Origin of the sequence: Dyella silvae, assembly GCF_026421305.1 — a bacterium.
Taxonomy (GTDB): Bacteria; Pseudomonadota; Gammaproteobacteria; order Xanthomonadales; family Rhodanobacteraceae; genus Dyella; species Dyella silvae.
Genome location: NZ_JAPJBQ010000008.1, coordinates 181,608 through 202,044, shown reverse-complemented (window position 1 = coordinate 202,044; position 20,437 = coordinate 181,608). Strand labels below are relative to the sequence as shown.

The 20,437-nt window shown below is 63.0% G+C and carries 15 protein-coding genes; 10 read left to right on the top strand and 5 right to left on the bottom strand.

What is annotated here, in order from left to right:
- The first annotated feature begins 826 nt into the window (after positions 1–826).
- A complete protein-coding gene (locus OQE56_RS17585) occupies positions 827–2,224 on the top strand; it encodes a class II fumarate hydratase (protein ID WP_267225984.1) in 1,398 nt (465 codons plus the stop codon).
- A 28-nt stretch (positions 2,225–2,252) separates the two neighbouring features.
- Here the strand turns inward: OQE56_RS17585 and OQE56_RS17580 are convergent, their stop codons facing one another.
- The 5 genes from OQE56_RS17580 to OQE56_RS17560 form a co-directional block, all read right to left on the bottom strand.
- Positions 2,253–2,819: a DUF2884 family protein gene (locus OQE56_RS17580; RefSeq protein WP_267225983.1), complete on the bottom strand. Its 567-nt coding sequence runs from the start codon at positions 2,817–2,819 to the stop codon at positions 2,253–2,255.
- Between the two features lie 139 nt (positions 2,820–2,958).
- Positions 2,959–3,924, bottom strand: coding sequence for a hypothetical protein (locus OQE56_RS17575; protein ID WP_267225982.1), 966 nt, complete (start codon positions 3,922–3,924; stop codon positions 2,959–2,961).
- A complete protein-coding gene (locus OQE56_RS17570; protein ID WP_267225980.1) occupies positions 3,921–4,778 on the bottom strand; it encodes an ABC transporter ATP-binding protein in 858 nt (285 codons plus the stop codon). Before OQE56_RS17570 ends, OQE56_RS17575 begins: the two co-directional genes overlap by 4 nt.
- Complete coding sequence (locus OQE56_RS17565; protein WP_267225979.1) at positions 4,775–5,161, bottom strand: GntR family transcriptional regulator; 387 nt, start codon at positions 5,159–5,161, stop codon at positions 4,775–4,777. The genes OQE56_RS17570 and OQE56_RS17565 overlap by 4 nt, the downstream gene beginning before the upstream one ends.
- 4 nt (positions 5,162–5,165) lie before the next feature.
- The gene (locus tag OQE56_RS17560) at positions 5,166–5,492 is read right to left on the bottom strand and encodes a hypothetical protein (RefSeq protein WP_267225976.1); all 327 of its coding nucleotides are present in this window, start codon (positions 5,490–5,492) and stop codon (positions 5,166–5,168) included.
- Between the two features lie 279 nt (positions 5,493–5,771).
- Between OQE56_RS17560 and OQE56_RS17555 the strand changes: the two genes are divergently transcribed.
- The 9 genes from OQE56_RS17555 to bcsA all read left to right on the top strand — a co-directional run bounded on the left by OQE56_RS17555 (position 5,772) and on the right by bcsA (position 20,428).
- Positions 5,772–6,557 carry an SDR family oxidoreductase gene (locus OQE56_RS17555; RefSeq protein ID WP_267225975.1) on the top strand — a complete coding sequence of 262 codons (786 nt, stop codon included), beginning with the start codon at positions 5,772–5,774 and terminating at the stop codon, positions 6,555–6,557.
- Between the two features lie 163 nt (positions 6,558–6,720).
- Positions 6,721–7,380 carry a hypothetical protein gene (locus tag OQE56_RS17550; protein WP_267225974.1) on the top strand — a complete coding sequence of 220 codons (660 nt, stop codon included), beginning with the start codon at positions 6,721–6,723 and terminating at the stop codon, positions 7,378–7,380.
- A 480-nt stretch (positions 7,381–7,860) separates the two neighbouring features.
- Positions 7,861–10,116 carry a cellulose biosynthesis cyclic di-GMP-binding regulatory protein BcsB gene (bcsB, locus tag OQE56_RS17545; protein ID WP_267225973.1) on the top strand — a complete coding sequence of 752 codons (2,256 nt, stop codon included), beginning with the start codon at positions 7,861–7,863 and terminating at the stop codon, positions 10,114–10,116.
- Positions 10,117–10,119: 3 nt separating this feature from the next.
- Positions 10,120–11,280 (top strand): cellulose synthase complex periplasmic endoglucanase BcsZ, encoded by a 1,161-nt coding sequence (bcsZ, locus tag OQE56_RS17540; RefSeq protein WP_267225972.1) that lies wholly within the window; start codon positions 10,120–10,122, stop codon positions 11,278–11,280.
- Positions 11,250–15,053 carry a cellulose synthase subunit BcsC-related outer membrane protein gene (locus OQE56_RS17535; RefSeq protein ID WP_267225971.1) on the top strand — a complete coding sequence of 1,268 codons (3,804 nt, stop codon included), beginning with the start codon at positions 11,250–11,252 and terminating at the stop codon, positions 15,051–15,053. The genes bcsZ and OQE56_RS17535 overlap by 31 nt, the downstream gene beginning before the upstream one ends.
- 29 nt (positions 15,054–15,082) lie before the next feature.
- On the top strand, positions 15,083–16,858 hold the full coding sequence (bcsE, locus tag OQE56_RS17530) for a cellulose biosynthesis protein BcsE (RefSeq protein WP_267225970.1): 1,776 nt from the start codon (positions 15,083–15,085) through the stop codon (positions 16,856–16,858).
- Positions 16,855–17,061 carry a hypothetical protein gene (locus tag OQE56_RS17525; RefSeq protein ID WP_267225967.1) on the top strand — a complete coding sequence of 69 codons (207 nt, stop codon included), beginning with the start codon at positions 16,855–16,857 and terminating at the stop codon, positions 17,059–17,061. Before bcsE ends, OQE56_RS17525 begins: the two co-directional genes overlap by 4 nt.
- Positions 17,058–17,864, top strand: coding sequence for a cellulose biosynthesis protein BcsQ (bcsQ, locus tag OQE56_RS17520; protein WP_267225966.1), 807 nt, complete (start codon positions 17,058–17,060; stop codon positions 17,862–17,864). Before OQE56_RS17525 ends, bcsQ begins: the two co-directional genes overlap by 4 nt.
- Complete coding sequence (bcsA, locus tag OQE56_RS17515) at positions 17,861–20,428, top strand: UDP-forming cellulose synthase catalytic subunit (protein WP_267225965.1); 2,568 nt, start codon at positions 17,861–17,863, stop codon at positions 20,426–20,428. Before bcsQ ends, bcsA begins: the two co-directional genes overlap by 4 nt.
- The last annotated feature ends 9 nt before the right edge of the window (positions 20,429–20,437 follow it).

The window sequence follows — 20,437 nt, the reverse complement described above, 5'->3', positions numbered from 1 at the left end:
AAGGTTCGCGGGCGGGTTACGGGGTTTTTCGACAGGACATCCCTGTCCTGTCGAAAAACTGGCCGGCATCCATGCCGGCCACCCTTCGGGCTATTCCTCCACCCGCCCGCCGCGCCATAGGGGCCCGAAGGTCAAGAGCGAAAGCTAGAGCCAGAGCAGCGCGCGCTGCGCGCCAGAAGCAGCGGCCGTGGTTTTTCCGTGCCCATGGTTTTCCTGTAGGAGCGCCCTCGTGCGCGACCGCAGCGTCACATCGTTGCCGCCTCGTCGGCGGGTCGCGCACAAGCGCGCCACTACAGAAAAAAGCACGCGATACGAGGCGATGCGATGTGCCGCGCCAGCGGCACGAGCCTGATGCTTTTGATCTGCGGGGCCCCTGTGCGGCGGTGAGGGTTGGACGATCAGGCCCGCAGGGGGATCGGCATGGATGCCGATCCCTTTTCGTCAGGGCAGGATGCCCTGTCGAAAAGCCCGGCCAACCCTCACGGACTTGCCGGGCTGCCAGCCCGGCAAGCGCCAAGCGGGGTGCTCTTTCTTTTGGTTACTTTTCTTTGAGCAAGCAAAGAAAAGTGACCCGGCCTCCGGCAGGAGGTCGGAAGCCCGCCGCAGGCGAGCCAGGTCGCGATATCGCTAAAACCAAGCCATATCGCTACTGGATCCCGGCCTGCGCCGGGATGACTGTGAGGGGAGTCAACCGTGCCGCGAGCACCCACCCCTCACCCCAACCCTCTCCCCGGAGGGGAGAGGGAGTAGAGGCGGGCACCCTTGGCGGCGCCCTAACGCGCCCCGACCTATAGTGCCGACCCTCCACCCAAGGATTCGCCAGGACATGAGCCAGTTCCGCATCGAACACGACAGCATGGGTGAACTGAAAGTGCCGTCCAAAGCCCTCTATGGCGCCCAGACGCAGCGCGCCGTCGACAATTTCCCCATCTCCGGCATGCATCTGCCGCGCGCTTTCATACGCGCACTAGGCCTGATCAAGGCCGCCGCAGCCGATGCCAATTTCCTGCTTGGCCACCTGAAGAAGAATCAGGCGCACGCCATCCGCAAGGCGGCGTTGTCCGTGGCCGAGGGCGAGTACGACGACCAGTTTCCCATCGATGTGTTTCAGACCGGCTCGGGCACCAGCACCAACATGAATGCCAACGAGGTGATTGCGCATCTGGCCAATCGCGGGGGCGGCAAGATTCACCCCAACGATCACGTCAATTACGGGCAAAGCTCCAATGACGTGATTCCCACCGCTATTCATGTGAGCGCCACGCTCACCACGTCCGAGCAGTTGCTGCCGGCACTCAGGCATCTCAAGCGCACCATCGATCGCCGTGCGCGTGAACTGCGCAGCGTGCCCAAAACCGGGCGCACGCACTTGATGGATGCCATGCCGGTGACGTTCGGGCAGGAGCTGTCCGGTTGGGCCGCGCAGATCGGTACCGCTATCGAGCGCATTGAAGACAGCCTCAAGCGCATGCGCCGCCTGCCACTGGGTGGCACAGCCGTAGGTACTGGCATCAATGCCGACCCCAAGTTTGGTGCGACGGTGCCACGCGAACTGAAAAAGCTCACCGGTGTGCGCTTCGACGCGGCCGACAACTATTTCGAAGGCATGGCCGGACAGGATGCGGCGGTGGAGTTGTCCGGTCAGCTCAAAGCACTGGCCGTGGCGTTGATGAAGATTGCCAATGACCTGCGCTGGATGAATTCCGGTCCGCTGGCGGGGCTGGGCGAAATCGAACTGCCGGCGCTGCAGCCGGGTTCGTCGATCATGCCGGGTAAGGTGAATCCCGTCATTCCCGAAGCCACCGCCATGGTGGCGGCGCAAGTGATCGGCAACGATGCAGCCATCACCATCGCGGGGCAGTCAGGCAACTTCCAGCTCAACGTGATGTTGCCGCTGATTGCCCACAACCTGCTGCAGTCCATCGGCATTCTTTCCAACGTCAGCGTGCTGCTTGCCGACAAGGCGATTGCCGGCTTCAAGGTCAACACGGCGCGGGTGAAAGAGGCGCTGGACAAGAATCCGATTCTCGTCACTGCGCTCAATCCGGTGATTGGTTACGAGAAGGGTGCGGCGACGGCCAAGCAGGCGTATAAGGAAAAACGCCCGATCCTCGATGTAGCCCTGGAAACTACGGGCTTGTCGAAAGCCGAGCTGCAAAAACTATTGGATCCGATGACGCTGACGCGCGGGGGCATCCACGGCGGAGGCGGTGGTGGCGGTTGACGCCATCACCGCCTGGCGCTGGCCCTGGTCAATGTTTGCTGGTGCTCTTGCGGCATTTGGTGATGTTGGCGTCGTCCAGCGCTGCGCTGTAGGGCTTGAACGCATCCATCTGTGTCGCTAGCTCGTCCTGCGCGGACTTCATGTCGGCCATGTCGTCGCAGATCTTCGCCGCAGCCTGTTTCACGTTGTCGGCTGCGGCTTCCGCCTTCGCGCGGGTTTGTTCCGCGCTGTCGCTGCCTATCATCTTGCTGGCCGCGGCACTTACCGCTTCGGCTGCGGTATCTACGCCAGCCTTGCCGGTGGCAATGGCGTGATCGTGCATGGCCTGGGCGGAGGCGCTGTAGCGCTTAAGCAGTGCCCGCTGCGCGTCCGTTTCCTGCACCTTCTGCCCGTTGATGCTCAGCTGACCAGCGGCATCCACCGTCGCATCGGGTACACCCTCTGCCTTGATGGTCACGCTGCCGTTGTGCAGCGTGATGTGACGGTTGATCGTATCGGTGCTGCTGCCGAATACCTGGACATCGCTGCCGGTACCGCCACTGCATGCGGTAAGCATCGCCAGGGCGAGTACGCAGGGCAGGTAACGATGGCTCATGGTTGGATTCCTTGATGGAAAAGAGAGACCAGTTGCAACGGCAGGTCCAGGAGCCTTCAACTTCATGGCTGCAAGCGCCTGAAAGGTCGCCTCGCCTGCAAGCCGCATCCGTGCGGACATTGCAGGCGAGGCAAGGCGATCAGCCGTCGTCGCGAACCCGGCGGAACCAGATGGCCGCGGCAATCAAGCCTGCGCCTGCCACCACACCCAGCCACAGGTTGGGGCTGGCCAGCAGGCCGTAGGTGTGCGACGGGGCCAGCAAGCCCAGTGGGTTGTTGCCATCCATGTCGGCCATGGCGGTGACGTCGTGGTCATTGAAGATGAGGCTCGAGCCCGGGAACACACTGAGCAGGGCGCGCTGCACGATGTGCGTCCAGAACCACGCCGGAGGCAGATTGAACAGACCCATGATGCCAAACCACGTCACCAGCAGGCCGGCCACCACCGGTACCGCCACCGCCCACAGGAAGGGCTTGGTGCGGGCACCGGACGAGCACAGCATCAGCCAGCCGATCGCGGGCATGGCCCACAAGGCGTACAGCGGAATATTGCTGAGCAGCGAACCAATGGCCTGAAGCGGATGCGCCAGCGTGAGCAGCTGCCACACATTCACGCCGTGGAACGACAGTACGACGGCGTAGATCACCAGTTGCAGCAGACCGCACGCAATGCTGGCGACGACGGCGATCACCGGAGCCACGAGCGCGGCGCTGGTCACCTTGGACAATACCGTGCTGGTGTTGGACACCGGCAGCGATTTCCAGAACAGCACGCTGCGGTCGCGGCGATCGTCGTACAACGCGCCGAGGCAGTAGAACAGCACGACGATACCCATGACGATGCCGATAAGGCTCATCGACGAGATCATGGCCATGTCCAGCGCAGAGCCGATCTGCGCCATATCACCCCGGTCGGCGTGCTGCAGCATCATGCGTACATCATTGCCGCCGATTTCGATTCCGTGTTTGGCCCCCAGCACTTCGGCCGTGATGATCGCCATCAGGTTGAGCACGAGGAATACCGAACCGGTAACCACCGGCGCCCACAGAAAGCCGCCGCGATGCTCCCAGAATTCGCGTTTCAACAGCCAGTAGAAGGTTTTCATGCGTAGGTTCCCTTCATGGTGGCAACAAACAGGTCACTGACGGTGGGGCGGCGTACCTCGCCCATGCTCTCCAGGGTGGAGCGGTCGGCGCCGTCAAACAGGAAGATGCTCTTGCCGAACACCTGGCGCTCATCCAGTGGCTGCATCTTGCGGGCCGCATCGGCCTTGTCGGCGCTTACCATCACTTCGGCGAAACGCTCGCCCACGGCGTCCATGTCCGTATCCAGCACGATTTTGCCGTCGCGGATAAACATCAGGTCGGTGAGGATGTGTTCGATCTCTTCCACCTGGTGCGTGGTGACGATGATGGTCTTGTTCTCGTCGAAGTAGTCCTCCAGCAGGCTCTGGTAGAACTGCTTGCGATAGAGAATGTCCAGACCCAGCGTGGGCTCGTCCAACACCAGCAGGCGGGCGTCGATGGCCATGACCAGTGCCAGGTGCAACTGCACGATCATGCCCTTGGACATCTGCTTCACGCGCTGATTGGGCTTGAGCTTGGTGCGCGCCAGAAAGGCCTCGCATTTGGCGCGGTTGAAGCGCGGATGCACGTTGGCGACGAAGTCGATCGCCTCGCTCACCCGGATCCACCGCGGCAGCACGGCCACGTCGGCGATAAAGCACACCTGTTCCATCAGCCGGTCGCGCTGGGTGCGTGGGTCGAAGCCCAGCACATTCAGCTCGCCCTTGAAATCGGTGAGGCCGAGAATGGCCTTCAGTGCCGTGGTCTTGCCGGCGCCGTTGGGACCAATCAGGCCCACGATGCGGCCGGATTCGATGCGAAAACTCACATCGTCCAGTGCCAAGGCATTCTTGTAGCGCTTGGTGAGGCTGCTGGCAGTCACGACCGCGTTCATGGCTGGCTCTCCCCATGGCCTGGCGCATTGTCTGGTGCTTCGCGCAACAGCGTCTTCAGATCCAACCCGAGGCGCTGCAGCCTGGCGTAGAGCGCGGGCCACTCCTCCCGCAGGAAGCGCTCGCGCTCGGACTTGAGCAGTGCCTCCCTGGCTCCATCAATGACGAACATGCCCAACCCCCTCCTTTTTTCCACCAGTTGATCGTCGACCAGTTCCTGGTACGCCTTGGAGACCGTCAGCGGATTGATCTGAAAGTCTGCGGCTACCTGGCGTACTGACGGCAGCGGGTCGCCCTCGTTCAAGGCGCCGTCCAGAATCATCGCCACCACGCGTTCGCGGAGCTGACGATAAATCGGGACGCTGTCGTTCCAGGTAATGGTCATACGGTTATTCCTTGCTGCTGATGCGGCCGAACTTGGTGCCAAACGAATAGTAGGGCATGGCCAACTGAGCACCGAGCACCGTGGTGGCAGGTGTTGCGTCGGCGCTCAGCAGAGGGGCGGCCGTGATGGCGGCGACGCTGGCGTCGGCCAGCAGGGCGGCGGCGCGCATGTCTTCAGCCGTCGGGCGAACCACCACCGGGGCCAGGTCGATGACCTTGACGCCGTTGATCTCAGCGGCAGGGAGACTGGTGACGTTGGTGTGGATGGCGGCCAGGCCGACTGTGGTGAACAGGGCGGCGGCGGTCAGTGCTAGCAGGTTATTCGCTTTCATGGCGGGTCTCCTTTAGTGACCTCGTGGACCGGTGTTGTAGTGAACTATAACACCATAATCGAGGCCGTCAATAGCTCGGGCGGAAAATCGCAATGTGACTGATGGCCTATAAAGCTGAACGACGTCCGGGCCAGGCCGCGATCCGGATCGTGCGGACCATGGTCTTCGGCGGGGTCATGCCGGGGCAGAGCCGCTCATCAGCCATTGCGGGTGACAGGCATCACCCCGGCAAGAACGGTCGTGGTTCAATGACGCTCAGAACCGCAGAGGAAGCGAGCCATGGATGCCGGTCTCACCGGACGTGTCGTTGTCATCACGGGTGCCAGCAAGGGCATAGGTCTGGCGTGCGCCGCTGCCTTTGCGCGTGAAGGCGCGAAAGTGGTGGGCGTGTCGCGTGACCTGGGCCATTTGCACGCGGCGCAGCACGAGCTGCAGCAGGCCGGCCTGCATATGGATGTGACTGCGGCTGATCTGCGCGAAAGCGTTGCCGCGCAAATGGTCACCGATTACGTCGAGAACGAATTCGGCCCCATCGAAGTGCTGGTCAATTGCGCAGGCGCCGCCAAGCGGACGCCGGTGGCCGAGCTGCATGCCGATGCCATGCACGCCGCCATGCAAGCCAAATACTTCACCTACATGCACATGATCGAACCGGTGATTCGCCATATGGCCGCGCGCGGTCACGGCAGCATCGTCAACGTGGTCGGGCAGGGCGGCCGGCAGGCCAATCCGCTGCATATTGGCGGCGGTGCTGCCAACGCTGCACTGATGTTGGCGTCAGTAGGTTATGCCAACGCCTATGCGGCCAAAGGCGTGCGCGTGAATGTGATCAATCCCGGCATGACGCATACGGGGCGAGTGCAGGAAGGGCTGCAGGCAGCGTCGCGTGCCAGTGGCCGCCCGGTCGACGAACTGCTCGCCCAGCAGCTGGCGGAAATACCGATGGGGCGCATGGCAGAACCGGAGGAGATCGCACACGTCGCGGTCTTTCTGGCATCGCCGCTCGCCAGCTATGTGACGGGTGCAGTCATTCCCATGGATGGTGGAAAAACCAGCACCATCTAGTGGTTTCTCGCGGCACAGGCGTTTCCTGTTCAGACGTCTGTGTGTGAACACGTTGCGTACACGTAGCACGCTTTCGTGTCTTTTCAGAATGCTCCCAAAGACTGCCATCACGCTGCGTCCCATGATGCGCGGGTGATTTTTCAGGCATTGCGGGAGTGGGTCCATGTCACTTCGCATCGGGCGCGGCGACGACGCCAAACGAGCACTTCTTTCCAACTATGCGGTGACGCCGGTAGGCCATAACGCGGCGCCGGCCGATGGCATGTTCGTATGTTGCTGTGGCTCCGCCATCCTGCGAGGCCATTCGTTCTACACGTTCCGTGCGCTGCCCAAGGCTCCCGGTCTCGATGCAGACGTGTGCTACGCGAGCGAGCATTGCGCGCAGCGCCTGTACGCGCTTGCGGCAGCGCCGATGGCGCCGGTCGTATTCTGTGATCCGCTGGGATGGTTGGAGATCCACAAACACAAGTGGCTGCTCAGCGCGAACGATGGCGCAGACAATGCGGTACGTATGTCGCCGCTTAACCGGGAGGCGAGCGAGGTGGTGACCTTGTTGATGCAGTGGGTCACGCCGCGCGTGGGCTCGCTGGTCGAGAAACTTGCCGTCCGGCTTACTGCGCAACCCGCCAATGATCTCGATAGCTGGGACTTGCGTGCGCTCAACTCAGCGGTCAACCGCCATGCGGCCAGCGTGGGCGGAAGTATCCAGGGCGTTGTTGACGGGCTGGCTCGCCGCTATCGCCAGGAACGCGCGCCAGCAAGGATGCATTTTCCCCTGATCCAGCGCGCGCTCGCGAACGCCAACGCTCGTAGCTATATCTGAATCGCCGCCGGGCAGCTTCCTGCGATTTGTCCATCCCCTCCAGGGGACACGATGCTCTGGTGACAGACCGATCGCGCGCTGGCGCGTGCCGAAACCGTGCGCGGCGCACTGTTCACGTTTCTTTTATGCCGGTTTTTTAATCGTCTCACGCAAAGGGACAGACTCGGCAAGTTGATGCATGGCGCTGGCCGTCGTCACCGCAGTGTTGCCACGATGTGGCGGAAGGCCGCCATGACCTGGGCGCATTGCCGTGATGGCACCTGGATATGCGTCATCGCATGAGCTGCGTTGGCCAGGCAGTGCGGGGCGCGGCTGGCGAGGTTGGCGCGCGCTGCAACCATGAGGCACGGATGCGAAACCCAGAGTTGGCAAATCGGTTTGGCCAGTCAGTGACATGTCATCTCTGACCCAAGGCGACACTCCATGCGGCTATCTCCTCAGATTTGTTTGGGCTCCCTGCTCTTGGGGTGTTGGGTGGCCATGAGTGCAGGCGCGCTCGCTGCCGATGACGCCGCCCGCAAGACAGCCTCCAACAACACGGTTCTCCCGGCGACAGCCGCATCTGCCGCACAGCCTCAGACTGCGAGTGATGTCACCGCATCGCCGCATGGCCTGCCGACGGAGACGCGCGAGATCACATTGAAGCAGCTGGGCTCGTATGGCCCCATGAAACTGCGCGGCCTCGACCCCACCGGTGTGATGAACGTGGCTGTCCGCAACGACGAGGTGGTGACCGGTGCCAAGCTCAAGCTTGTCTTCACCTATTCGCCGTCGTTGATCGAGTCGCTGTCGCACCTGAAGGTGGATATCAACGGCGAAGTGATTGCCACCTTGCCGATGGAAAAGGAACTGGCCGGACAGACCGTTACGCGGACCATCGATATCGACCCGCGGCTGTTCACCGATTTCAACCGCATCGGCGTGCAGATGATTGCGCATTACACGCTCGATCATTGCGAAGACCCTTACCACTCCTCGCTGTGGGCGGATATCAGCCCGGATACCACGCTCAGTCTGAGCACCACCGGTCTGGGCCTGCCTGACAACCTGGCGCTGTTGCCGGCACCTTTCTTCGATCGGCGTGACAACCGTCGCGTCACCGTCCCCTTTGTGCTGCCGGCGCAGTCGGATATATCGACGCTGCGCGCGGCCGGCGTGGTGTCGTCATGGCTTGGCGCGCTGGCCGGTTATCGTGGCGCGCGCTTTCCTGTCGTGCGCACGCCACCTGCGAATACGCATGCCATTGCCCTGGCGACGCCGGACGCGCTCCCTGCAGGGGTCAAACTGGGTGAAATCAAAGGCCCCACCGTGATGGTGCTGGCCAATCCGGCGAGCCCACCGGAGTCAGGGCGCAAACTGCTGGTGATCGCCGGACGCGATGCCAAAGAGCTGCAGTTGGCGGTCGACGCGCTGGTGCTTGGCCAGGCAGGGATGTCCGGCAATGTAGCCATCATCAACGCCGTGGACATGGGGCGTGAGCGCCGGCCTTACGACGCGCCCAACTGGGCGCCGGTGGACCGGCCGATGAAGTTCAAGGATCTGGTCACCCAACCGCAGCAATTGCAGGCCTCAGGCTTCAATCCGCCGGCCATTCGCGTGGACATGCATTTGCCGCCCGATCTGTTTGCATGGGCGCGTCATAGCGTTCCGCTCAATGTGCGCTACCGCTACACCGCGCCATCTACTTACAACGACTCGGTGCTCAACGTAGGCGTCAACGATCAGCTGCTTCGCTCGGTGCGCCTGAGGCCGGTCAGTGGATCAAGTGGCGACCGGCAATTCAACGTGCCCCTGCTGACAGGATCGGAGGCGCGTGGCGAAGAAGAGATTCGCGTACCGTCGTTGAACATTGGCGGCACCAATCAGTTCCAGTTCCAGTTTCATCTGGATTCGCAGCGGACCGGGTTGTGTGTTTCAGCCGTCACCGATAGCGCGCGCGCTGCCATCGATCCGGATTCCACCATCGATTTCAGCCAGTTCGTGCACTACACCGCCATGCCTAACCTGGCTTATTTCGCCAACAGCGGATTTCCGTTTACCCGCATGGCGGATCTTTCCGAAACGGCGATGGTGATCCCGGACAAGCCCGACGCGCATGAACAGGAGGCCGTGCTCACCCTGCTTGGGCAGATGGGGCGATGGAGCGGGTTGCCCGCCTTGCGCGTGTCGATGGTGCCTGCCAGCAATGTGGAGACAGTGCGCGATCGCGATCTGCTTGTCATCGGCACGCACAGCGGGGAAGCGCTGCTGGCCAAGTGGGGCAAGGGGCTGCCCATGCTGATCGCGCAGAACCAGAACCAATTGATATTGCGGCAACCAGTAAGCGCACAGCGCCGGCCGCAAGGCAGCGGAACCGGGCGCGCGGCGATGGATGTGAATGGCCCCACCGCTGCGTTGATTGGATTCGAGTCGCCTTACACCAGGGGCAAGAGCGTGGTGGCGCTTGCCGCCAATGCATCGGACCAGCTCGGTGATGTGCTCGATGTGCTCGATGACGATGCGCGGATCGGACAGGTACGCGGCGATCTCACGGTGATTCGGCAGACCCTGGTCACACCCCTGTCGGTGGGAGACAAGTACTACGTCGGCCGTTTGCCGTGGTACGCATGGCTATGGGTGCACATCTCAAAGTACCCCTCGCTCATCGCTTTTGCGGGGATCCTTGCGGGCCTCTTTGTAGCGCTGAGCGTGTTCTGGGCACTGGGGCGGCTTGCTGCGCGCCGGCTTGAAAGGTGAGGCATGCGAGGCACACTCGCACCGTTGTGGCGCATATGGCTGATCGGGCTGGCCATGCTGGTGTCCGGCAGCGTGGCCGCGAGCACGTGCGCGTGGCCTGATTGGGTGCACTTCAAGCAGAGCATGCTGAGTGCCGACGGGCGGGTGATCGACAGCAGCTCGCCTCAGCAGGTCACCGTTTCCGAGGGGCAGGCCTATGCGTTGTTCTTCGCGCTGGTAGCCAACGATCGCCCGACGTTCGACAAGGTGCTGAACTGGACACAGAACAATCTCGCTCAGGGTGACCTCACCAGACATCTGCCGGCGTGGCAGTGGGGACGCCTCGACAGCAAAGGCACCGCGACGTGGGGCGTGCTCGATACCAACGCCGCATCCGATGCAGATCTGTGGATCGCTTACACGCTCCTCGAAGCGGGCCGCCTGTGGCAAGAGCGCAGCTATACCGCGCTTGGCACGGTGTTGGCGCGCACCATCATCGACAAAGAAACCGCCATGCTGCCGGGGCTGGGACGCACCGTGCTGCCAGGGCCGGTGGGCTTTCATCCGAAGGAAGACACCTGGCGGCTCAATCCCAGTTACGTGCCGCTCCAGGTCATGCAACACCTCGCCCATGCGTTGCCTGAGCAGGCGGAATGGAACGCTGTGCTTGGCACCTCGCAGCGGCTGGTGATCGAGACCGCGCCACACGGTTTTTCGCCTGATTGGGTGATCTACCAGCGTGACAAAGGTTTTCTGCCCGACCAGGCGACCAAGGCGGAGAGCGCGTACAACGCCATTCGCGTCTATCTGTGGGCGGGCACGTTGGCGCCGGATGCGTCCTCACGCATGTCTGCGTTGGGGCCATTCAAGCCGCTGGCGGATTTTGTGGCGGCGCATGGCTACCCGCCTGAGCGCGTCGATACGCAAACGGGCATCGCTGAAAGCAACGCCGGCAATGCTGGCTTTTCCGCGGCGGTGGCGCCTTTTCTTGCTGCACTGGGCCGGCCGGAGCTGGCGCAGGCGCAGGTGCAACGCGCGCGTGCGCTGGCCCAGAAAGAAGCCCTGGGTTACTACAGTCAGGTGCTGGCTCTGTTTGGCCTGGGCTATTTAGACGGGCTATATCGCTTCGACCAGAGCGGCGCGGTGGTTCCCGCATGGACCTCGACGTGTCCTGCCGCGCACTGACCCTCGGCTGTATTCCCATCGCCGCGCTGCTCCTGGTCAGCAGTGCGCCCGCCATGTCATGGGCGCAGACGGTACCTGCGGCACCCAACGCAGCGATGACGGAGCTGCTGAACTCAGCGCGCATGTGGCAAGCCAAGAATCGCCCGGATATGGCCCGCGTCATCGTGCAGAAGGCGTTGCGTATCGATCCCACGCAGCCCGACGCGCTGGCTCTGATGGGGCAGATTGAATTGAGTTCGAACCAGCCCGTCGAAGCCGGCAAAGTGTTGCAGCAGATGCAGCGCCTGTATCCGAATCATCCGGCGACGCTGCAACTGGCCGATGCCTATCGCCTCGCCACCACGGACAGAATGGCGTTGGCGCAGGCGCGCTTGCTGGCGCGCAGCGGCAAGTCGGACGAGGCGTGGCAACAAATGCAGACGTTGTTTCCACACGGTGCGCCCAGCGGATCGCTGGCGCAGGATTACTACCGCGTCATGGCCAGTTCGACCGGCGGGCGCGATCGTGCCCTGACGGAGCTGCGCCGTCGCACGGCGCAGGACCCCAATGATCTCGGTCTGGCCCTGACGCTGGCTGATCTGCTGACCGATCGCAACGACACGCGTATCGAAGGTTTGCAGATCATTTATCGCGTCTACCAGCGGCCCGATGGCAACCGCAGCCAGGCATTGGATTTGTGGCGGCGTGCGCTCAACAGTGCTGGCCGCAGCGATCCCGCGTACTACATCTGGTATCAGCGTTATCTGAAGGAAGTGCCCGACGACACCAGTGCCAGGGATGCGCTGGCGGCATTGGCAAAGAAGGGTGGCGCCAACTATGTCGCACCACCTAAAGGCGTGGAGTCAAACACGGTCAGTACATCTACTCCGTCATCGCCCGCCGCCCGCCAAGGCGCGGCGTTGGGCGCACAGGGACTCGCTTTGTTGCGCGAAGGGCGGCACGACGAAGCACGCGATCTTTTTGCGCGCGCCTTGAAGCTCGACCCCGACAATGCCGGCAAATGGCGTGGCTTGATGGCCACGGCGACATTCTGGGGCACGCTGGCCAAGGCGCGCGCCGCCAATGCGCAAGGACACCCCGAACAGGGCGAGGCGTTGGCGCGGGAAGCGCTGCGACAGCAACCTGATCAACCCGATGCCAAAAAACTGTTGGCGGTTTCGCTGATCGCGCAAAGTAAATGGCCGCAGGCCGAAGCCGTGCTGCGCCCCATGGTGGAGTCGCCGCAGCCGGATGTGGATGCCTTGCAACTACTCGCCAAGGTGTTTATCGAAACACACCGCACGGAAGAGCTCACGCCGCTCATAGCGCACGCCGAACAGCGTTACACCGGCAACAGCGACGCCATGGTCAAGCTGCGCGCGCAGCTGCTGTCCATAGAAGCGGATCAGTTGCTCGCCAACGGCCAGCGTGGCCCGGCCGTGCTCAAACTGGAGCAGGCCGTGCGCCTCACCCCGCAGGACGCCTGGTTGCGCTACACGCTGGCGCGCCAGTATCGGGATCTCGGCCTGCCCACCTTGGGGCGCTCCGTCATGGATGACGGGTTGAAGGCCGCGCCGTCGCCAGATATGCGTTACGCCAGCGCGCTGTATTTCAATTCACTGGATGACGTCGACACGGCCAGCACCGTGCTCGCGGCGGTGCCCGAGGCTCAGCGTTCCGAGGGCATGCGAGAGCTCGCACGCAACCTCAAAGCGCAGCGCGATCTGCGCGACGTGAGGCAGCTGGCGGCGCAAGGGCGCAAACAGGAGGCGCAGGCGCGTCTCGACGCAGTTGCGGCGGACGTGCGCGATGATCCTCAGATGCTCGCCACGGTAGGGCGCGAGTGGATTGCTCTGGGCGAGCCGGATAAAGGTCTCAAGCTCGTGCGTGACTGGCTCGACGCACATCCGGATGACCCGGCGATCAGCGTTCGCTTGCGCTATGGCGAATTGCTTGCATCCGCCAACCGGGATGACGCGTTGGCCGCCTGGCTTGCCGATGCGCGTGCGCGCCCCGGTGTTACTGCCGAACAGCAGGCGCAGTTCGACGATCAGTTATTGCGGCTGTCCCTGCGCAACGTGGGACGACAGATCAGTGCCGGGGATCTCAAGGGAGCGCAGCGCACGCTTGATGCGGTGCCTGACGCCGGCAAGGCCGATCGCCGCTGGCTGCTCGCGCAAGCGGATCTGCGCGAAGCGCAAGGCGACTACCGCGGCGCGGAAGCTTCCGCACGCGCGGTGCTGGCTACGCATCCCGGCGATGCCGACGCGCGACTGACCATCGCGCGCATGCAGGCCCATCTGGGGCAGCGACAAGCCGCGGAAGCAACAGTGAACGAGGTACTCGCGGATACCGCCGCCGACGATGTGGACACGCGCTTGTCCATCGCGCGCCGCTACACCGCGCTGGGCCGCAACGAGCAGGCGCAGGCGGTGGTCGATCCGCTGCGGCAGACGTATCCCGATCGTTCGGATGTCACCTTGCAGTTCGGGCGAGTGGCGCAGGCGCAGGGCGATTTCAACGGCGCCGCGCAGCTCTATGGCTCGGCGCTCGCGCAGGAGCAGGGCGAAGGCGAACTGCCCAGCGCGGAAGATGGCCTCACATCCGCCGGGCGTGCGCTGCAAGGCCTGGAAGATCGGCGTCAGGGTCAGGTGGCGACGGGTGTGCTGCAGTCCAACGAATCGGGCAGCAGCGGCATGTCGCGTCTGGATGCGACCGAGATTCCGGTCTATCTGCGCATTCCTGATGGCTACACCGGGCACTACTTCTTTCACGCCGATACGGTGCTGCTGCGCGCGGGCGAGCTTCCCGCCGACCAGTTCGATCCAGCCTACAAGTTCGGCAAGATTGCGGCGCTTGGCAATGCTGGCTTGCATCCTGTCGACCAGAGCGACCGCGGCGTGGCGCTGGCGGCAGGCTACGAATTCAGCGGCGCAAGCAACAGTTGGCGTGCCGACATCGGTACGACGCCGTTGGGGTTCACCGCCACCCAGGTGCTGGGTGGCTTTCAATACCGGCACGACTTCTACAGTTCGTCGTTTTCGCTGGACGTGTCGCGCCGCCCGGTCACCAGCAGCCTGGTGTCGTATGCGGGCGCGCGGGATCCCGTCACCGGCGAGAGCTGGGGCGGGGTGGTGCGCAGCGGTTTCAGCGTGCGCGGCGCACAGGACGTGGGGCGCACCACGCTGTTCGCCTCCGTCGGTTATGGCGCGCTTACCGGAAAGAACACAGAGACCAATCACGACTTCAAGGTGCGCACGGGTATCGACTGGCCCATCGTCAGAGGTACCGACCAACGCTTTACCAGCGGCCTGGTCATCAACTACTGGCGTTACGACAACAACCAGCACTTTTACACCTTTGGCAACGGTGGCTATTACAGCCCGCAGCGGTATCTGTCGGTGAGCATTCCTTTGGATTGGGCCGGTCGGTACCGGCGCTTGTCGTGGGAGCTGGAGGCGGGGGTAGGCCGATCTTCTACCCACGAAGACGACGCGCCGTTCTTTCCCACGCGGCCTGACCTGCAAAAGGCGGCAGCGGTTCGCATGGCGGCAGCCGATCTCGGATCGCCCATCTTCGGCAGTGGCAGGGGCGGTGGTTTCAGTTACACCGTAGCCGCCGCGCTGGAGTACCGCCTCACGCCGCACTGGGTCGCGGGTACGCGCTTCAAGCTCGACCGTTCACACGATTACGCCCCCAACCTTGGCACGCTGTACCTGCGTTATTTCTTCGATCGGCAGCGAATGCCGGTGCCGTACCCGCCCAATCCGGTTCAGCCGTACTCCACCTACTGACCTGCCGATGCTTACCTGGGACGATCACCGTGGCCAACCCTTCATCATCAGCTACTGAACAGCCGCAGGGTCCGGTATCCCGTGCCCGGCTGCGCCTGAACCAGTCGCTCGCCATCGATGGGTTGCCGCCGTCACTCGCCGGGCTCGCCACCGGGCGCGTTTACGCGGCCTATGCGAGCCGCTCACCGGCGCGCGATGCGCTGTTCTGGAAAACAGCAGCCACGGCGTTGCTGACGCCGGTCACCGTGCTGTCGACGCGAGCGCCACAGGACATCGCGCAAGCGCTGCGCCAGCATGGCCTGGATATCGACCAGCCCGGTGCCGTGCATCCGCGCTCCAATGTCTGCAGCCTGCGTCTGTCGGCGAATCGAGATGGCTGCGATGTGCTGATGGAGGCGCTCAAAGCGTTGTCCGAGCAATGTGCGTCGCCGGCATCTCAGTTTCTGGTCGAGGGCGTTGCGGCATGTTTCGCATGGGATGACCGCTCCAAATTGATCCGGCAGGGCGCTGCGTTGGCACAGTGGTGTGAGCAGACGCGCCACACCGTACTCATGGTGATGCTGCCGCCGCTGGTGGATCAGCACGAAGGTTTCCTTCCGCTGACCGACTTTCAGATTCAGTTCGCCGGCGCCGCGCAGCTGGTGCACGAGCAAGGCGAATACCGTTGGGAAGTCGCGTTCTGGCGCGACAACCGCGGCGCACTTACGGCCGTGCAATCGATTCCTTTGCGCTTCTCTGCCGAGGGGCACCGGCTGGTTGCCGTCATCGACCCCGAGAAGGGCCGTGACGCAGGCATTGGCATGCTGGCCCCCGATGAGTCGTCGGTGATGGTGGCACAGGATGCCATCGCCAACGAGCGCTCCGTACCCAAGTCGTGGCAAGTGCTGTCCGACAACGAAGTGCTGGTGGGCGCGGCCAGCCATGCCGTCGCGGCCACTGTGATCCTGCACTACGGCATCAACGTCAACCTCGCCACGCTGGCCAAGCAGGTCAATTACCTTCGCCGCCAGTGTGGCAAGGCACTGAAGATTCTCGTGCGCGAGGACAACATCAGCATTCGCTATGAGCTGGTGCTGCTGACGCTGGGCGCCAACGCCGTGATTCCGCGCCACACACCGTTTGCGCAAGTCGAAGTCATCGTGGGAAGCGTGCAGGGGCAGCTGTTCTCGCGTCCCGTGCCGGACGACTACCACGCCTCGCTGGCTGCTGCCATGCGCGACTCGACTACCGGCTATGTGCCCGCGCCGCGCTTCGTGTCGCTGGTACGCGAAGCGGTGGAGCGTAGCCGTACGGTGCGCATGCCGAACGTACTGCTGCAACTCCCGCTAGGGCTGGACGTGGCTGCTATCGATGCCTTGAATGCCTGCCATATGCGCCGCACGGGCGATCTTTGCACGGCGAGTGGCGACAGTATTTATCTGTTTTTCTTTGCCTGCCACGTCGATGACGTCGGCAAGGCGATGGAGCGGGCGTTTGAACGATCGCCGGCGGAGCTATTCCGCGGCGAACTGCGTTGCGGCGACCGCGAAACGATCTTCTCGCTGCTCGATGCACTTGAGAAAACCATCGCCGAACTGCCCGCACCGGATTACACCGGACTGGTCGAGACGGCCGCGCCCATGCTCTCGACGACGCTGCCCAAAGAACCGGAGGCGGCATCGGACACAGACGGTGGCCTGAAAACCGCAACGCTTCCGATCTGGGGCACACCGGATGCGGCGGCGCCGGGGCCTGCAACTGCCGCCACGATACGTACGCCGCGTGCCGCATCGGTGCCGCTCAAAGCACGAAGGACAGGGCCATGACGACGCCGTTCTTCGGCTATTTCATTTGGGGACTGATGTTGGCGGCACCGCTCTGGTGGCTGGCGTGGCGCCTGCGGCTCGGTTATTGGCTGCCTCGCTGGCGTTCCCTCTTGCGGCGCCGGACGGTGAAGTTGCCGCCAAGCGTGGAAGGACTGGTCATCCTTGGCAAACGTCAGGATGGAGGCGTGAGGGAAAAGGCATGAAGACCATCGCCATCATCGCCCCGGCGGGAGGCGCGGGGCGCACCACGCTTACTGCCGAGCTTGCCGGTCTGCTGATGGCGCGCAGGCATCCTGTGCTCGCGGTGGAGTGCGACCCGCGCAACGTGCTCTCGCTTCATGTGGGATTGCGCGAGCCAGCCCGGCAAGGACTGGTGACGCAGCTGCTATCGCCAGGTGACGGGTGGAGCCACGCCGCGTTGCAAAGCGAAGACGGCGTGCTCTGGCTGCCATGGGGCAGTGCACGCGATGACGCCAGGGAGCCCGATGCAGCGCAGGCTGCCGCCATCGCGGCCACGTTGCACAACCATCCTTTATGGTTGCGTGATCTGCTGGCACAAGTGGATCTTCCTGAGCCCGGCATCACTCTGGTGGATACCGCAGCCTGGCCATCGATTCATGCGACGCAGGCCATCCATGCGGCCGATCTCGTGCTGGTGGTGCTGCCGCCGCAAGTGCAGGCGGCGGCAACGCTTCAGCGTCTGCGGCATGAACTGCGCGCCATGGGCAAGACCAGCGTGTATGTCGCCAACGCGATATCGCCAGCGTCGCAACTGCATACAGACATCCTGGTGTTGCTGCGCGACACACTGGGGGCAGCGCTGTTGTCCTATCGCGTTCACGCGGATACAGGTATTCCCGAAGCATTGGCCCGCAACGAGAATTTCTGCCGGAGCGCACCGCATTCGCAGGCAGCGCACGACATGCAGGGCCTGGCGTCGTGGCTCTCTCATTGGGTGCATGACGCATCCCGGCGGGCCGAATCGGCAGCGGGAGGCACGACGTGAGCGGAGCCGCCCCTGTGCGTCTGAAAGATCGCGCCAAACAGCTACTGGCCCGACAGCTGGGCGTCGAGCCCGGCGACAGCGGAAGCCTTTGGGCGTTACGACTGGTGTTCCGTCCACCTCGCGAGGGGCAACGTGACTGGGTATTGCACTGGTTCCAGGGTATGGAACGGCGCCTGCGCAGCGAACTGGATGTCAATGCCGACGCCAGTATCGGCACATGGATCAAACACCTGTTTTTCCGGCCGCCGCGCCGCCGGGTGCGGCTGGCGGCCAACTTGCGCAGCGTTCGCCACCATCGTGGAGAGCGTCGTGGCTCCCTGTTGCTGGGGCGGATCAGTGCCTGGTTGCAGCCAGTCCACGGCGTGGTCAGCAAAGCGGGACATCGTGTGTCCGCCCGGTTGCCCAGCATTCCCTGGAGTGGGGTTGGGGAACATATCGCGCGCTGGTCGGCTGTGCTGGATCGTTTGCCCTATCTGAAGGTAGTGATTCTGCTGATGGCGTTTGCCGTCGGCGCCGCCTTCTGGACGACGCCGTTGCAACTGTCCGAACAGTTCCGGCTCTTCATCGTGGTCGCCGCGGTCATGCTGGTGACGCGGTTCATACCCGGGCGCTGGCCGACCATGCTGATGGTGTCGCTGTCCATCCTCATGACAGGGCGCTACATGTGGTGGCGCGTTACGCAGACGCTCAACTTCGCCAGCCCCATCGAAGCTGTCTTCGGCTATCTGCTGTTCATGGCCGAGATCTACACATGGATCGTACTGTTCTTCGGCTACATGCAGACAGCGTGGCCACTCAACCGTCAACCCGCAGCTTTGCCGGACGACCCGGAGAGCTGGCCCACGGTAGATGTCTACATTCCCACCTACAACGAGCCCATGTCCGTGGTCAGCCCCACGGTGCTTGCGGCCAAGAGCATGGACTGGCCGCGGGACAAGCTACGTGTGTATCTGCTCGATGACGGTTCGCGTGAGGAGTTTCAGCACTTCGCCGAGCAAGTGGGGGTGGGTTACATCGCCCGCGAGGAACATCACTTCGCCAAGGCCGGCAACATCAACAACGCGCTCAAGCTGACCAGTGGCGATTTCATTGCCATCTTCGACTGCGATCACATACCGACGCGTTCGTTTCTGCAGACCACGATGGGCGAATTCACCGTCGATCCGAAATGCGCGATCGTGCAGACGCCGCATCACTTTTTCTCGCCCGATCCGTTCGAGCGCAACTTCGACACCTTTCTGCGCATTCCCAACGAAGGCAGCCTGTTCTACGGCTTGATCCAGGACGGCAATGATTTCTGGAACGCCACCTTCTTCTGCGGTTCGTGCGCGGTGATTTGCCGCGTGCCGTTGGAAGAGGTTGGTGGCATCGCTGTGGAAACGGTCACTGAAGACGCACATACCTCGTTGAAGATCCATCGTCGCGGCTATCGCACGGCCTATCTGCGCATCGTGCAGGCCGCGGGTCTGGCGACCGAAAGCCTGTCGGGGCATATCGGCCAGCGTATCCGCTGGGCGCGCGGCATGGCGCAGATCTTCCGCATCGATACGCCGCTGTTCGGCAAAGGGCTCAAGTTCTTCCAGCGCATCTGCTACAGCAACGCTATGCTGCATTTCTTTTACGGCATTCCGCGTCTGATCTTCATTCTGATGCCGAGCGCCTTCCTGTTCTTCGGCCTGCATGTGTTCAACGCGGATGCGCTGGCGGTGATGGCGTACGTGTTGCCGTATCTGTTCATCTCCGGCCTCGCCAATTCGCGCATCCAGGGGCAGTACCGCCACTCATTCTGGGCCGAGGTCTACGAGTCGGTGTTGGCGTGGTACACGGTGCTTCCCACCACGGTGGCCTTTATCAACCCGAAGAAGGGCAAGTTCAACGTCACGGCCAAGGGCGGCCTGATCGAGCAGGAGTACCTGGACTGGGGTACCTCCAAACCCTACGTCTGGCTGCTTGCCATCAATCTCGTGGCGCTGGTGGCGGGTGTCGTGCGTATCTTCACCGTTGAGCGCGACGAACCCATCACCGTACTGATGAATATGGTGTGGGCGTTGTTCAATGTCGCCATGCTTGGTGCGGCGGTCGGTGTCGCCAAAGAGACCCGGCAGGTGCGCGTTTCCCATCACGTTCCCCTGCGTGTGCCGGCCACCCTTATCTTGTCGAATGGCAAAACGATGGCCTGCCACACGCAGGACTATTCCACCGGCGGACTCGCCATCGTGCTGCCGGAGGCGATGCCATTGGAGCGCGGCGAGGCGATCGGTGTCGCGCTGTCGCGCGGGGAGCTGGATTACTACTTTTCCGCCGTCGTCGCGCGATGCAACGGCGTGCACCTGGGCCTCAAGTTCGAGGAGTGGTCACACGAGAAAGAGACCCAGCTGATCCAGTGCACGTTTGGCCGCGCCGATGCGTGGGTTCGTTGGGAAGAGCAGCTGGTGCCGGACTCGCCGCTGCAAAGCTTTGTCGAGGTGATCGAAATGGGCATACAGGGTGTGCTGCGGCTCCTCGACGCCTGCCTGGAAGGCATCGGGTCGGTATTCCTCCGCCGGCCGAGCCAGAGGGGTTAATGGGATAAG

Coding starts and splice junctions, on each gene's coding strand:
- OQE56_RS17585 (WP_267225984.1), top strand. CDS start 827: ATGAGCCAGTTCCGCATCGAACACGACAGCATGGGTGAACTGAAAGTG.
- OQE56_RS17580 (WP_267225983.1), bottom strand. CDS start 2,819: ATGAGCCATCGTTACCTGCCCTGCGTACTCGCCCTGGCGATGCTTACC.
- OQE56_RS17575 (WP_267225982.1), bottom strand. CDS start 3,924: ATGAAAACCTTCTACTGGCTGTTGAAACGCGAATTCTGGGAGCATCGC.
- OQE56_RS17570 (WP_267225980.1), bottom strand. CDS start 4,778: ATGAACGCGGTCGTGACTGCCAGCAGCCTCACCAAGCGCTACAAGAAT.
- OQE56_RS17565 (WP_267225979.1), bottom strand. CDS start 5,161: ATGACCATTACCTGGAACGACAGCGTCCCGATTTATCGTCAGCTCCGC.
- OQE56_RS17560 (WP_267225976.1), bottom strand. CDS start 5,492: ATGAAAGCGAATAACCTGCTAGCACTGACCGCCGCCGCCCTGTTCACC.
- OQE56_RS17555 (WP_267225975.1), top strand. CDS start 5,772: ATGGATGCCGGTCTCACCGGACGTGTCGTTGTCATCACGGGTGCCAGC.
- OQE56_RS17550 (WP_267225974.1), top strand. CDS start 6,721: ATGTCACTTCGCATCGGGCGCGGCGACGACGCCAAACGAGCACTTCTT.
- bcsB (WP_267225973.1), top strand. CDS start 7,861: ATGAGTGCAGGCGCGCTCGCTGCCGATGACGCCGCCCGCAAGACAGCC.
- bcsZ (WP_267225972.1), top strand. CDS start 10,120: ATGCGAGGCACACTCGCACCGTTGTGGCGCATATGGCTGATCGGGCTG.
- OQE56_RS17535 (WP_267225971.1), top strand. CDS start 11,250: ATGGACCTCGACGTGTCCTGCCGCGCACTGACCCTCGGCTGTATTCCC.
- OQE56_RS17525 (WP_267225967.1), top strand. CDS start 16,855: ATGACGACGCCGTTCTTCGGCTATTTCATTTGGGGACTGATGTTGGCG.
- bcsQ (WP_267225966.1), top strand. CDS start 17,058: ATGAAGACCATCGCCATCATCGCCCCGGCGGGAGGCGCGGGGCGCACC.